The 13,565-nt window shown below is 71.5% G+C and carries 12 protein-coding genes and 1 pseudogene; 6 read left to right on the top strand and 7 right to left on the bottom strand.

Annotated elements, in window-relative coordinates:
- Window positions 1–51: 51 nt before the first annotated feature.
- Window positions 52–465, bottom strand: coding sequence for a winged helix-turn-helix transcriptional regulator (locus IE140_RS02805; RefSeq protein WP_093444971.1), 414 nt, complete (start codon window positions 463–465; stop codon window positions 52–54).
- Between the two features lie 137 nt (window positions 466–602).
- On the opposite strand from IE140_RS02805, the gene IE140_RS02810 reads away from it, so the two are divergent.
- Window positions 603–1,421 (top strand): NAD(P)-dependent oxidoreductase, encoded by an 819-nt coding sequence (locus IE140_RS02810; protein WP_150198001.1) that lies wholly within the window; start codon window positions 603–605, stop codon window positions 1,419–1,421.
- A gap of 76 nt (window positions 1,422–1,497) precedes the next feature.
- Here the strand turns inward: IE140_RS02810 and IE140_RS02815 are convergent, their stop codons facing one another.
- The gene (locus IE140_RS02815; RefSeq protein WP_150198003.1) at window positions 1,498–1,827 is read right to left on the bottom strand and encodes a hypothetical protein; all 330 of its coding nucleotides are present in this window, start codon (window positions 1,825–1,827) and stop codon (window positions 1,498–1,500) included.
- Between the two features lie 189 nt (window positions 1,828–2,016).
- Here IE140_RS02815 and IE140_RS02820 point away from each other — a divergent pair, with 189 nt between their 5' ends.
- From IE140_RS02820 to IE140_RS02830, 3 genes are all read left to right on the top strand, one after another.
- Entirely contained in the window at window positions 2,017–2,829 is an 813-nt protein-coding gene (locus tag IE140_RS02820; protein WP_150198005.1) for an arylamine N-acetyltransferase family protein, read from the top strand.
- Window positions 2,830–3,052: 223 nt separating this feature from the next.
- Entirely contained in the window at window positions 3,053–4,264 is a 1,212-nt protein-coding gene (locus IE140_RS02825; protein WP_093444975.1) for a pyridoxal phosphate-dependent aminotransferase, read from the top strand.
- An 81-nt stretch (window positions 4,265–4,345) separates the two neighbouring features.
- A complete protein-coding gene (locus IE140_RS02830; protein ID WP_075264521.1) occupies window positions 4,346–4,753 on the top strand; it encodes an SCO4983 family protein in 408 nt (135 codons plus the stop codon).
- A gap of 129 nt (window positions 4,754–4,882) precedes the next feature.
- On the opposite strand, the gene IE140_RS02835 is transcribed toward IE140_RS02830, so the two are convergent.
- Both IE140_RS02835 and IE140_RS02840 read right to left on the bottom strand, forming a co-directional pair.
- Window positions 4,883–6,616 (bottom strand): YncE family protein, encoded by a 1,734-nt coding sequence (locus IE140_RS02835; RefSeq protein WP_229826673.1) that lies wholly within the window; start codon window positions 6,614–6,616, stop codon window positions 4,883–4,885.
- A 317-nt stretch (window positions 6,617–6,933) separates the two neighbouring features.
- On the bottom strand, window positions 6,934–8,757 hold the full coding sequence (locus IE140_RS02840; RefSeq protein ID WP_032763564.1) for a phosphoenolpyruvate carboxykinase (GTP): 1,824 nt from the start codon (window positions 8,755–8,757) through the stop codon (window positions 6,934–6,936).
- A gap of 225 nt (window positions 8,758–8,982) precedes the next feature.
- Between IE140_RS02840 and trhA the strand changes: the two genes are divergently transcribed.
- Window positions 8,983–9,675, top strand: coding sequence for a PAQR family membrane homeostasis protein TrhA (trhA, locus tag IE140_RS02845; protein ID WP_150197729.1), 693 nt, complete (start codon window positions 8,983–8,985; stop codon window positions 9,673–9,675).
- Window positions 9,676–9,752: 77 nt separating this feature from the next.
- Here trhA and IE140_RS02850 read toward each other — a convergent pair whose 3' ends face one another.
- Window positions 9,753–11,774, bottom strand: a complete 2,022-nt coding sequence (locus tag IE140_RS02850) for a thioredoxin domain-containing protein (RefSeq protein ID WP_189460038.1) — start codon at window positions 11,772–11,774, stop codon at window positions 9,753–9,755.
- A 150-nt stretch (window positions 11,775–11,924) separates the two neighbouring features.
- Between IE140_RS02850 and IE140_RS02855 the strand changes: the two genes are divergently transcribed.
- Complete coding sequence (locus tag IE140_RS02855; protein WP_150196356.1) at window positions 11,925–12,530, top strand: Uma2 family endonuclease; 606 nt, start codon at window positions 11,925–11,927, stop codon at window positions 12,528–12,530.
- A 169-nt stretch (window positions 12,531–12,699) separates the two neighbouring features.
- Here IE140_RS02855 and IE140_RS02860 read toward each other — a convergent pair whose 3' ends face one another.
- On the bottom strand, window positions 12,700–12,885 hold the full coding sequence (locus IE140_RS02860) for a hypothetical protein (RefSeq protein WP_150196357.1): 186 nt from the start codon (window positions 12,883–12,885) through the stop codon (window positions 12,700–12,702).
- 328 nt (window positions 12,886–13,213) lie between these two features.
- Window positions 13,214–13,345, bottom strand: a pseudogene (locus IE140_RS02865) (DUF255 domain-containing protein); the annotation flags it as partial.
- Window positions 13,346–13,565: the final 220 nt, after the last annotated feature.

Raw genomic sequence — 13,565 nt, forward strand, 5'->3', positions numbered from 1 at the left:
TTGCGCAGATGTCAGGCCATCACAAGAGGTCAATTCCGGCCGCGGCCACGGCTACCGCCGTCCCGGTCCCGCCACGGGCTCGGCGGCGGCCTCCACGCCGGACTCGGCGGCGGCCTCCGCGCCGGGCTCCTCCGCGCTCCGGTAGATGTGGTCACGACCCCATGCCCCCAGCGGCTCCAGCGCCGCGTTCAGCGAGAGACCCAGCGGGGTGAGCGAATACTCCACGCGCGGCGGCACCTCGGCATACACCTCGCGGTGCACGATGCCGTCGTCCTCCAGCTCCTTGAGGTGGGAGCTGAGCACCTTCTCGGTCACCCCGGGCACGGCCCGGCGCAACTCACCGAAGCGGCAGGTCTTCTCGTTCAGCGCCCACAGGATGAGCACCTTCCACTTGCCGCCGATGACATCCATCGCCGCGTCGATCCCGCAGACGAACGCCCCCGGTCTCCGCACGATCCGCGTCATCGCCCGTCCCCCTGCCGTCTCCCGTCCGCCCGTCATCGCCCGTCCACCCCTCCCCATCTGGTCACTGTCAACGAGGTAACCACCCACTCCAAAGTGCGTACTTGTCGCCGTCGGAGCCTTCGACCAGCCTAATCGCCATGTCCGACAACACCGTTGCCTCCGCCTCGCCCACCCCTCTCACCCTGCTCGGCCTCGGCGCGATGGGCGCCGCGCTCGCCCGTACCTGGCTCGCCGCCGGGCACCCCCTGACCGTCTGGAACCGCAGCCCCGGCAGAACCGCCGAACTCGCCGCCGCCGGCGTGCGGGTGGCGGCGACGGCGGCCGAGGCGGTGGCCGCGAGCCCGCTCGTCGTGACCTGCCTGCTGGACGACGCCTCGGTCCGCGAGGCGCTGGCGGAGGCGGACCTCACGGGCAGGGACCTGGTCGACCTCACCACCTCCACCCCCGCCGAGTCGCGGACCCGCGCGGCCTGGGCGGACGAGCGCGGCGCCCGCTTCCTGGACGGCGGGATCATGGCCGTACCGCCGATGATCGGGGTGCCGGAGGCCGGGGGCTATGTCTTCTACAGCGGCTCCCGCGAGGTCTTCGACGCCCACCGCGAGACGCTGGCCGTGCCCGCCGCCACCCGGTACGTCGGCGCCGACCCCGGTTTCGCCGCGCTCCACGACGTGGCGCTGCTCAGCGCGATGACCGCCATGTTCGCCGGGGCCCGGCACGCGGCCGCGCTGGTGGCGGACGCAGGGATCGACCAGGAGGAGTTCGGCACCCTGGTCGCGGACTGGCTCACGGCGATGGCTCCGGCGACGGCGGTGTACGCGGGCGGACCCGCGCCCGAGGACCCGACCAGCGCGGCCGTGGCGGAGGCGGGGGACGCGGCGCTGCTCCGTACGGCGGAGGAGCAGGGCGTCGGCACGGCGCTGCTGGTCGCGTCGGCGGGCGCGATGAACGGCGTGTGACGGTCCGCGTCGTGCAACGGGGCGGACCGGGGCACGCGCCGCCCCGGCCCGCCCTCACGCCTCGGGCGCTTCCGCGTCAGGCCTCCGTCGCCGCGGTCTCCTTGGCGTACGTCACCGCCTGGCGCAGCGACAGTCCCGGCTCGGCCTGTCGCAGGTTCTTGATGGCCTCGACGGAGTCCGCCGGGCCCTCGTACCCGACGGCGTCCAGCCGCTGGCGCACCCACCGGCCGCGTAGCTCCGCGTCCGAGCGCCCGGCGGACTCCTCGGCCATGGCGAGGGCCCGCTCCAGTCCGGGGCGCTCGGCGTCCGGGGCGGTCTCCAGCGCGCGCCGGAGGCCGGCGACGACATCGGGGGTGTCGCGGACGACGAGTACGGCGAGGGGCTGGGGCTTCCGGAACAGACTCATGATCCACTGCTACCCGGGCCGGCCCGGCTCTCACCGGAGTTGAGCAAGATCTGAGCCGCCGCCGGGGCCGGGCCCACGTTGCCCCGCCCGCCTCGGGTGGGCCTCGGTCCAGCGACCGAGGCCCACCGGTCACGCACTTCGGTCCGCAGCCGGAGGCGCGCCCGTCCCCCGGCTGCGTACGGTCGGCGTATGACACTCGACCTCGACGCCTACTTCGCCCGCATCGGCTGGACCGGGGAGCCCCGCCCCACCCTGAAGGTGCTGCGGTCCCTGCACCGGGCGCACCTGTCCGGCATCCCGTTCGAGAACCTGGACGCCGTTCTCGGCTCAGCCCCGTCGCTGGCGCTCGGCGACCTGGAGGCGAAGCTCGTGCGCAGCGAGCGCGGCGGCTACTGCTACGAGCACAACACCCTCTTCTCCGCCGTCCTGCGGCAGCTCGGCTTCCCCGTGACGCTGCTGGTGGCCCGCGTGGTGCTGGGTGCGGCGCCGGGCGACATCCGGCCGCGTACGCACATGCTGTTGAAGGTCGACGTGGAGGGGGAGCCGCACCCGTATGTGGCGGACGTCGGTTACGGGGCGACCGGCGCGCTGGTGGAGCCGATCGCGCTGGTGGAGGGCGCCGAGCTGTTCGACGGCCCGCGCCACCACCGGCTCGTCCACGTCGCGCACGACGGCCCGCTGCCGATGTGGGAGTTCCAGGCGGAGAAGGGCGGCGCGTGGGAGCCGCAGTACGCGTTCACCCTGGAGCCGTTCGAGGCGCCGGACTACGAGGTCATCAACTGGCACATCGCGACGCACCCGCGCTCGCCGTTCCGGCAGGCGGTGTACGCGCAGCGCACCCGGCCCGGCTCGCACCTGCTGCTGGCCGGGCTGGACCTGGTGGAGACGGCCGACGACGGCACGGTCACGGAGCGGACGCTGAAGGACGGCGAAGAGGCGCTGCGGGTCCTGGCGGACGATTTCGGCATCCGGCTCCCGGAGGGCACCCGGCTGCCGGAGTGACGGTTCCGGCCGGCCGGAACCCCCGCGTGGCGCATCTCACCCGTCCCGGCCGTCCACGCCTCCTTTCCAAGCCGCGACCCCGCCCCGACCGGGCGATCCCACGGTCCGGGGCGGCGGCGGGCATGGCGATGGAAGACGGGGCGGGGGCGGGGCGCGCCCCGGAGGGAGTACGCCGGGAGCAATCCCCGCGCACCCCGCGAAACGCCGCCGTAAGCTCGCGGACATGCAGGTCATCCAGTCGACGAAGCTCGCCAACGTCTGTTACGAGATCCGGGGCCCCGTGCTGGAGGAGGCGATGCGGCTGGAAGCGGCCGGTCAGCGCATCCTCAAGCTGAACACGGGCAACCCTGCCGCGTTCGGGTTCGAATGCCCGCCGGAGATCCTCGAGGACATCCTGCGCAACGTCGCGGGCGCGCACGGCTACGGCGACGCGAAGGGCCTGCTGTCCGCGCGCCGTGCGGTGATGCAGCACTACCAGACCAAGGGCATCGAGCTCGACGTCGAGGACATCTATCTGGGCAACGGCGTCTCCGAGCTGATCCAGATGTCGATGCAGGCGCTGCTGGACGACGGCGACGAGGTGCTCGTACCGGCTCCCGACTATCCGCTGTGGACCGCCTCGGTCTCGCTGGCGGGCGGGACGGCCGTGCACTACCGGTGCGACGAGCAGGCCGACTGGATGCCGGACCTCGCGGACATCGAGCGGAAGATCACCGACCGCACCAAGGCCCTGGTGATCATCAATCCGAACAACCCGACCGGTGCGGTGTACGACGACGAGATGCTGCGCGGCCTGACCGAGATCGCCCGCCGGCACAACCTGATCGTCTGCTCCGACGAGATCTACGACCGGATCCTCTACGACGGCGCCACCCACACCCCGACGGCGGCCCTGGCCCCGGACCTCATGGTGCTGACCTTCAACGGGCTCTCCAAGAACTACCGGGTGGCCGGCTACCGCTCCGGCTGGATGGCCGTCTGCGGCCCGAAGGCGCACGCCACCTCGTACATCGAGGGGCTGACGATCCTCGCCAACATGCGGCTCTGCGCCAACATGCCCGCGCAGCACGCGGTGGCCACCGCGCTCGGCGGGCGGCAGTCGATCGAGGACCTGGTGCTGCCGGGCGGCCGGATCCTGGAGCAGCGGAACACGGCGTACGACCTGCTGACGTCGATCCCCGGGGTGACCTGCGTGAAGCCGAAGGGGGCGCTGTATCTCTTCCCCCGGCTCGACCCCAAGGTCTACAAGATCAAGGACGACCGGCAGATGGTGCTGGACCTGCTGCGGGCCGAGAAGATCATGGTCGTGCAGGGCACCGGGTTCAACTGGCCCGAGCCCGATCACTTCCGGATCGTCACGCTGCCCGCGGTCGAGGACCTGGCCGACGCGGTGACCCGGATCGGCACCTTCCTGGACGGTTACGGACAGCCGTAGACCGGTCACGCTTCCGGATCGTAGACAACTTTAGACTCGTTCCAATGTAGGATGGCCGTACGCACCCTCGGGAGGCCATCCATGTACGAGCCGATCCGCAGCCCCTCGGTCCACAGCCCGGCCGACGACGCGGACTTTCCGCACCGCAGCCGCGAGGAGGAGCTGGACATCCAGCTCGCCGGGCACCTGGCCGCCCTCCTCGCGGTCACCGACGAGCTGGGCCTGGGCGCGGCGGGCGACCGTATCGCCGAGCAGGTGGCCCGGCTGCGCGGCGCCCCGCCCGCCCGGCACGCCGGGCTGACCGCCGCCACCCCCGCCGACCTCCACCGCCGCGCCCACGCCCTCGCGGGCCGCGCCCTGCTGGTGGCGGCGTCCCGCGCCGACACGACCGCCGCCATCCTCTCCGCCGAGCGGATGGACGCCCACACCGCGGCCCTCGCCGCCCTCGCCGACCCCGCCTCCTCCGGGCAGCTGGTCGGCGCCCACTGACGGCCCCGGTCCGCGCGCCTCGGAGGCGTGCGGACCGGGCGCCACGCTCACCTTCGGGCGGCGAACGGTGTCACGGGCGAAGCGCGGCACTCCGCCGTCCGACCGTCCGCCGCCCGGCGGAAGCCCGGGTCAGCCGGCCTTGCGCACCCGCACGGTCGCCGACGCCGTCGAGCCGCTGTGCAGCTCGTCGCCCGCGTAGCCGACCGTGTACGTGACCGGGCCGTTCACCCGCGGCATGTCGTTGATCCGGAACGTGCCGTCGGCCGCGATCGCCGCCGACGTCAGGACACCGGTCCCCTTCTTGTCGGCGCGCTCCACGGACAGCGTGACCCCGGCCGGGAGGGCGCGGCCCTGCCAGGTCAGCCTGCCGGTGATCTCCAGGCCCTGGCCCTTCACACCCTCGGCCGGAGCGTTCAGCGTGAGCGCGGTCGGCGCCTTGGCGACGGAGACGGCGAGGATGACGTCCTGGGCCGGTCGGTGGGTCAGGTCTCCGGTGAAGGAGACGGTGTACGTGGCCTCGCCGACGAGCGCGGGCACGTCCAGGACCGTGAACGAGCCGTCCGCGTCGACCTCGACGGCGGCGAGCCTGCGGTCGCCGTTCGCGTCACTGCGCACCGCGGAGACCTTCACCGGCTCGGCGGGAGCGGGGCCGTCGAGCTCCAGCCGCCCCCGGATACCGAGGGGTTCACCGACGACCGGCTGCCCCGGAGCGGTACTGAGCGCCCCGGTGAAGCGGGAGTCGTGCTGGACGGCCGGGGGCTGGATGACGTGCAGCCAGTACTCGGTGCCGTACGTGTTGGTGGTGACGGCGAAGAGGCGCGAACCGTCCGCCGACCAGCCGAGGCCGCGCGGGGCGACCCTGTTGCCCTCCAGCGCCCCTTCGAAGGCGAACTCCAGCGGCGCCGTGCGGTCCGCCGGGTCGGCCGCCTGCACCAGCAGGTCGGCGGTGCCCCCGGCGGCGGAGGCCCCCCGCGCGAGGTACCTCCCGTCGCCGCTGAAGGCGACGGCCGAAGCCGTGGCCCCGTCCGGCAGCGGCTGGTACTGCACCGGGGCGTCGGACAGGTCGGCGGCGTCCAGCAGCCGGGTGCCCGCGGCGGCGTCGGCGACGGCGATCCGCGTACCGTCGAAGGACTGCGCCACGTCCTTCAGGTCGAGCGCGCCCTTGCCGTCGCTGCCCGCGAACCGGCGCTCCGGTCCGCGTACGAGCGTGCTGCCGGTCGCGTCGAAGGTGGTGAGGAAGGGATCGGTCACCCCCGCGGTGCGCGACTGGCCCATGACGAGGCGGCCGGGGACCTCGGGGCCGCTCCACAGGCGAAGCCGCCCGGAGTCGTTCCAGCCGGTGTAGCCGACTCCCGTGCCCTCGGCCGTGTACAGCCGGCTGTTCCGCGTGTCGCAGTCGGTCATGCCCGCGACCTCGGTGTACCACTGCTTCCCGCCGGCGAAGGCCACGTCGCGCGGGCATTCCACGACGTAGGCGGCGTACGCCTGGCCGGTGCGGGTCTGCGTCTGCGTGTCGAAGGAGAGGATGCCGTTCGACTGCGACACGTAGAGCCTGGAGGCGTCCGTGCTGAGCGCCATCCCCGAGGGCGAGGTGTCGGTGGCGAGCGAACCGGTGTACTCACCCTGGAAGTTGTAGACGAGGACCCGTCCCGCGTTGCGGGAGCGGTTGTCGTCGGTGACGTAGACGCGCTGGTTGACGGAGTCGACGACGAGGGCCGAGTAGGAGGGGACCGGAAGCTTGGCCACCTGCTCCCCCGTCGCCGCCACCGCCGCCGGAGCGGAGACGGCGGTCAGGCCCGCGGTGCCGAGTGCCAGCACGGTCAGGGCCGCCACCGTACGTATGCGCTGCCAAGAAATCTTCAACTGCGTTCCCCCCACGAACTGTTCGCGGCCCTCCGACGAGCGGGCCGCCTTGTGAAGGCCGAGTCAACAAGAGTGAAGATCTCGTGTGCAAGCATACGGCGATGCATGGACGTTCTGCGCGAATGGGGCGGCCCCCGGAACCGTGAGGGGGTTCCGGGGGCCGGGAGGGGCGTCCTTGGTCGGGGACAGGCCCTCCGGGGGCTGCCGGCGACGACTGACGCGACGACAGGCCCCGTACCGCGGCGGATCGTTCGGCCCCACAGGTCAGGGCGGATGTCCGATGGACCCGGCCGCGGGGTCCGTGAGGAGTGCCGGGATCAGCCCAGGCGCTCGACGAGCGCGTGGTACTCGTCCCACAGCTCCTTGGGCGTGTGGTCGCCGAAGGTGTTCAGGTGCTCGGGGACCAGGGAGGCCTCCTCGCGCCAGACCTTCTTGTCGACCGTGAGGAGGAAGTCGAGGTCGGCCTCGGAGAGGTCCAGGCCCTCGGTGTCCAGCGCGCCCTTGGCCGGCAGGATGCCGATCGGGGACTCGACGCCCTCGGCCGTGCCCTCCAGGCGCTCCACGATCCACTTCAGGACGCGGCTGTTCTCGCCGAAGCCGGGCCACACGAACTTGCCCGCGTCGTTCTTGCGGAACCAGTTCACGTAGTAGATCTTCGGCAGCTTGGCCTGGTCCTTGTCGGCGCCGACCTTGACCCAGTGGTTCATGTAGTCGCCCATGTTGTAGCCGCAGAACGGCAGCATGGCGAACGGGTCGCGGCGCAGCTCGCCGACCTTGCCCTCGGCTGCGGCGGTCTTCTCGGAGGCCACGTTGGCCCCGAGGAAGACGCCGTGCTGCCAGTCGAAGGACTCGGTGACCAGCGGGACGGCGGAGGCGCGGCGGCCGCCGAAGAGGATCGCGGAGATCGGCACGCCCTTGGGGTCCTCCCACTCGGGCGCGATGATCGGGCACTGTCCGGCGGGGACGGTGAAGCGGGCGTTGGGGTGGGCGGCGGGCGTGCCGGACTCGGGGGTCCAGTCGTTGCCCTTCCAGTCGGTGAGGTGCGCGGGCGCCTCCTCGGTCATGCCCTCCCACCACACGTCGCCGTCGTCGGTGAGCGCCACGTTGGTGAAGACGGAGTTGCCCCACATGGTCTTCATGGCGTTGGCGTTGGTGTGCTCGCCGGTGCCGGGCGCGACGCCGAAGAAGCCGGCCTCGGGGTTGATCGCGTAGAGACGGCCGTCCTCGCCGAACCGCATCCAGGCGATGTCGTCGCCGATGGTCTCCACGGTCCAGCCGGGGATGGTCGGCTCCAGCATGGCCAGGTTGGTCTTGCCGCAGGCGGACGGGAACGCGGCGGCCACGTACTTGGCCTCACCGCGCGGCGGCGTGAGCTTCAGGATGAGCATGTGCTCGGCGAGCCAGCCCTCGTCGCGGGCCATGACGGAGGCGATGCGCAGGGCGTAGCACTTCTTGCCGAGCAGGGCGTTGCCGCCGTAGCCGGAGCCGTACGACCAGATCTCGCGGTCCTCGGGGAAGTGCGAGATGTACTTGGTGGAGTTACAGGGCCACGGGACGTCCTCCTGGCCCTCCTCCAGCGGCGCGCCGAGGGTGTGGACGGCCTTCACGAAGAAGCCGTCGGTGCCCAGCTCGTCCAGGACGGCCTGGCCCATGCGGGTCATGGTGCGCATGGCGACGGCGACGTACGCGGAGTCGGTGATCTCGACGCCGATCGCGGAGAGCGGCGAGCCGACGGGCCCCATGCAGAAGGGCACGACGTACATGGTGCGCCCGCGCATGGAACCGCGGAAGACACCGTTCTCACCGGTGAAGATCTCCCGCATCTCGGCGGGGTCCTTCCAGTGGTTCGTCGGACCGGCGTCCTTCTCCTCCTTGGAGCAGATGAACGTACGGTCCTCGACGCGGGCGACGTCGGTGGGGTCGGAGGCGGCGTAGTACGAGTTGGGCCGCTTGATCTCGTCCAGCTTGGTGAACGTGCCCTTGGCGACGAGCTCCCCGCACAGGCGCTCGTACTCGGCCTCGGAGCCGTCGCACCAGACCACCCGGTCCGGCTGGGTGATGGCTGCGATCTCGTCGACCCAGGAGATCAGCTCCTGGTGGTGGGTGGGGACAGTGAGGGGAGCCGCGATGTCGCGCGCCACGATCGCTCCTACGTTGAGGGTGTCAGTTGTCTGTAGGCCCCGTGGGGGCTGCGACCCGGATGCTTCGTACCCTTCGAAATCCCCTGGCGCTCATCCGGTGCCGACTGCACTCATTTGATCATCCGACCGATCCGCCCATATGTCCAGGGGGCCTCACACGTGAGCATCGCCACTCATTTGCGCCCTGTATCCGCTACCTACGGGGGCGTAGGTAGCATGCGAGTCATGACTGACGCCGCCGCTGCCGCTGCGACCCCGGGCCCCGTCGTACTCGACCCCGCCCCCGTCAAACCGCGGATGCGCGGCTGGCTGCACGCCGGCATGTTCCCGGCGGTGCTGATCGCCGGCATAACCCTGATCGCGCTGACCGACAGCACGACGGGCCGGATCGCCTGCGCCGTCTACATCCTCAGCGCCTGCCTGCTGTTCGGTGTGAGCGCGGTCTACCACCGCGGCACCTGGGGACCGCGCGGCGAGGCGGTGCTGCGCCGCCTCGACCACGCGAACATCTTCCTGATCATCGCGGGCACCTACACCCCGCTGACGCTGCTCCTGCTCCCCGAGTCGACGGCGCGGCCGCTGCTGTGGGCGGTCTGGGCGGCCGCCGCGGCGGGTATCGCGTTCCGCGTCCTCTGGGTCGGCGCGCCGCGCTGGCTCTACACCCCGTGCTACATCGCCATGGGGTGGGCGGCGGTCTTCTTCCTGCCGGACTTCATGCGGACGGGCGGCATCGCGGTCCTGGTCCTCGTCGTCGTCGGCGGGCTGCTCTACAGCGTGGGCGGCGTGATCTACGGCCTCAAGAAGCCGAACCCGTCGCCGCGCTGGTTCGGCTTCCACGAGGTCTTCCACTCGCTGACGCTGGCGGCGTTCATCGCGCACTACGTGGGCATCTCGCTGGTGGCGTACCAGCACGGGTAGACGCCTCGGGTGACGCAGGGAGGGCCGGTCGCCTTCAGACGACCGGCCCTCCCTGCGTCACTCGTGCTGAGGGTCTCTCACCCGCCCAGCTTGGCGGCCAGCTCCCCCGCTTCCGTGGTCGGCGCGTCGCAGACGAAGTGCCGGCAGACGTACGCGGTCGGCTCGCCGCCCAGCAGCGGCCGGTCCACCAGCAGCGGGAACTCGGCCCCCGCCCCCGGTCCCTCCCCGGCCGCGACCACCGCGCCCGGAGCCCGCCCCAGCAGCGCCGTACGGTGCAGCTCACCGCCGACCGGTCCCGCGACGGCGACCTCCCGGGGCCCGTCGAGCAGCGCCTCGGCCACGGCGAGGCCCCAGCCGACGAACCGGGGGACGCGCGGGCCCAGCGCCCTCACCACGCCGAGCGCGCCCTCGGCGGCGGTGCGGTGGGCCTCGGACCCGGTGTACGCGGCGTACGAGAGAAGCGCCCCGGCGGCGGCCGTCCACCCGGACGGGGTGGCGCTGTCGGTCGGATCCTGGGGACGCCGGATGAGCTGCTCGGCGTCGTGGGCGGTGTCGTACAACTGGCCGCCCTCCCCCGTGAACTGCTCCAGCACGATGTCCAGCAGGAACCCGGCGAACTCCAGCCAGGCGCCCTCCCCGGTCACCGCCGCCAGCGCGAGGAAGCCCTCGGCGACATCGCCGTAGTCCTCCAGCACCCCGGCGTTGTCCCCGGCCAGCCCGTCCTTGGAGGTACGGGTCAGCCGCGCCACCTCGCCCAGATGCACCCGGACGAGCAGATCGGCGGCCTCGGTGGCCCGTTCCACGAGGTCGGGCCGGTCGAAGTAGGCGCCCGTCTCGGCGAGGGCGGCGATGGCGAGCCCGTTCCAGGCGGCGACGACCTTGTCGTCCCGCCCGGGGTGCGGCCGCTCGTCACGGGCGGCCAGCAGCCGGGCCCGTACGCCGGCGACGCGGGCGGCGTCCACGGGCCCCGCGTCCCCCGGCAGCCGGAGCACGGAGGCGCCTTCCTCGAAGGTCCCGTCCTCAGTCACCCCGAAGTAGGCGGCGGCAAAAGCCGCGTCGTCCTCCCCGAGCACGTCACGCAACTGCTCGGGCGTCCACACGTAATAGGCGCCCTCGACATGCTTACCGTCCGCGTCCTCGCTGTCGGCGTCCAGCGCGGAGGCGAACCCGCCCTCGGCGGTCCGCAGCTCCCGCACCATGAAGTCGGCGGTCTCCAGCGCGATCCGGCGGGCCTCGTCCGACCCGGTGGTCCGCCAGAGATGGGCGTACACCCGACAGAGCAGGGCGTTGTCGTAGAGCATCTTCTCGAAGTGCGGGACGATCCACTCCCGGTCCACGGAGTACCGCGCGAACCCGCCGCCGAGCTGGTCGTAGATCCCGCCGCGAGCCATTGCCGTACAGGTGTCGGCGGCCATCTGAAGGGCGCCCTCGGCCCCGGTCCGCGCGTAATGCCGCAGCAGGAACTCCACGACCATGGCCGGTGGGAACTTGGGCGCGCCCCCGAACCCGCCGTGCTGCTCGTCGTACTCCCGGGTCAGCCCGAGCAGGGCCTGCGCCACCTCGGACTCCCCCGGCACCCCGTCCCCGCCGTGGACCAGCGACCGCCCCGCGAGATCGGCGACGATCCGCCCGGCGACCTCGGCGACCTCATCGCGCCGGTCGGTCCAGGCGGCTGTGACCCCTTCCAGAACCTGCTGGAAGGAGGGCGAGCCGTGCCGGGGCTCGGGCGGGAAGTAGGTCCCGAAGTAGAAGGGTTCGGCGTCCGGCGTGAGGAACACGGTCATCGGCCACCCACCGTGCCCGGTGGCCGCCTGAACGGCCTCCATGTACACGGCGTCGACGTCGGGCCGCTCCTCCCGGTCGACCTTCACGGGCACGAAGTGCGCGTTGAGGTAGCCGGCCACGGTCTCGTCCTCGAACGATTCGTGGGCCATGACGTGACACCAGTGACAGCTGGCGTACCCGACGCTGAGCAGCACGGGCACATCCCGCTTCCGGGCCTCCTCGAACGCCTCGGGCGACCAGGGCCACCAGTCGACGGGATTGTCGGCATGCTGGAGGAGGTACGGGGAGGTGGTCTGCGCAAGTCGGTTGGCCATGCCCCCAATCCTCGCGCACCCGCCTCCAGGACACTCGCGCGCCACGGGGCGGGGTGGGAAGGGGCAGGTGGGAAGGGTGGGCGCTGCGGATACCGGGCGGCGCGGCATCCCCGGACCGTAAGCTGTGGGAGCACCTGAAGGAGGCACACCGTGACCACCAAAATGGTGGTGCCCGCGTGGATGCACACGCAGATCAGGGCGGAACAGTACGACTCCTGGTCCGAGGAGCAGTGTGCCGGCATCGAGATCGTGGACGGGATGACCGTCGTCAGCCCAAGGGTCTCGAAGCACCACAGCCGGCTGGCCCGCATCCTGGCCAATGCCCTGGACGCCGCCGCAGGCCCGGACTGGAACGCCGACACGGACTTCGACGTCCGCCTGCAGGACGTTCCGCTCACCAACCGCCGCCCGGACGTCATCGTGTACCGGGCGGAGACCATCGACCTCACACCCACCCGCCCCGAGCACGTACTCCTGGTTGTCGAGGTCGTGGCTCCCGGTTCGGAGACCACCGACCGGATCGTGAAGGTGGACCAGTACGCCAAGGCGGGCATCCCCTTCTACTGGCGGGTCGAGCAGGCGGCCACCGGTGTCCCGATCGTCTATACGTACGTCCTCGACCCCGCCACCAAGGCTTACAGGGACGGCGAGATGTTCACCGGCACAGTGAAGGCCGCCGCCCCCTTCTCCATCACGGTCGATCTTGGGGATATGCGGGGGCCGGAGAAGTCTCCGCTTTCGACATCTGGCCGTTAGCGTCACGCAGCCGTGCCCGGACAGACCGGGAACCGCGGCGCTGCGTCGGCGGCGAGACATGGGACCCGGAGAGGCCAGGTCGATCCCCCGCCGAGTCAAGTACAGAAGCTCACGTGGCGATCCTGGCCGTGTGGGACGGCAGCGAGCCGTCCCACACGGCCGCCTCGGTTCAGGCAGGGTTCAGATAGGCGGTGATCACCATGCCGAGTCCCGCTACCGAGACGAAGGCGACGCCGCCCGTCCTCATCGCCGCCTGGCGCGAGCCGCCGCCAATCAGGCTGTACAGAATCGCGGCCAGCGCGATGACGAGCGCGATGAGCAGGACGATGATGACGGTCATGATCTTGAACTGCACCGGGTTCCTCCCCACAGGGAGTCAGACCGATGCCATGGCGGCAGCCCAGCCCGACCACCCTGCCGTTGACGACAGGTTGATCCATCCGGGCGCTGCTGGTGATCGCGCTCAGTACGGCTTGGCTGCCTGTGTCATCGCCCGCATACAGACCTGTACCGGTGCCTCAGACCAAACAGGAAGACCGGTTCCCATCGGAGCACCAGCGGGAACCAGTAACTGGAACGACTCATGGGAGGGCTGATGTTCCCGTCACCAGAGGCAAGTTGATGTGACCTGACACACAGTCGGCCGGACGGCGGGGCTGAACGTCCGATGGCCGTGAACTCGCACTCAGCAGCGCCGGCACCTCACGCCGCTCCGCCTCCACGAACGCCTCCGGTCCCCACGGCCACCAGTCGACCGGATTGTCAGCGTGCTGAAGCAGGTAAGGCGAGGTGTTCACCAGCGCTGTGAAGGCCACCGCGCCGTTCCCTGCCACGGTCGGCCTCGGGGCGCTGTACGCAACGAGGAATCACCCGCACCCCCGACGCCTCCGACGTCCCGTTCCGCCGCGCAAGGCCGGCCCCCGGCCCGGCCGCCTGGCCGCACAGGGTCGGCGGCCCCGCGCGGATCACGGATTGCACGGCTTGATAGTGGCCCGGCGCAAACCCGCCCCCGTGCCCGAAACCCGGACCAATGTG

The sequence above is a fragment of the Streptomyces parvus genome, assembly GCF_014648875.1.
GTDB classification, from domain to species: Bacteria; Actinomycetota; Actinomycetes; order Streptomycetales; family Streptomycetaceae; genus Streptomyces; species Streptomyces parvus.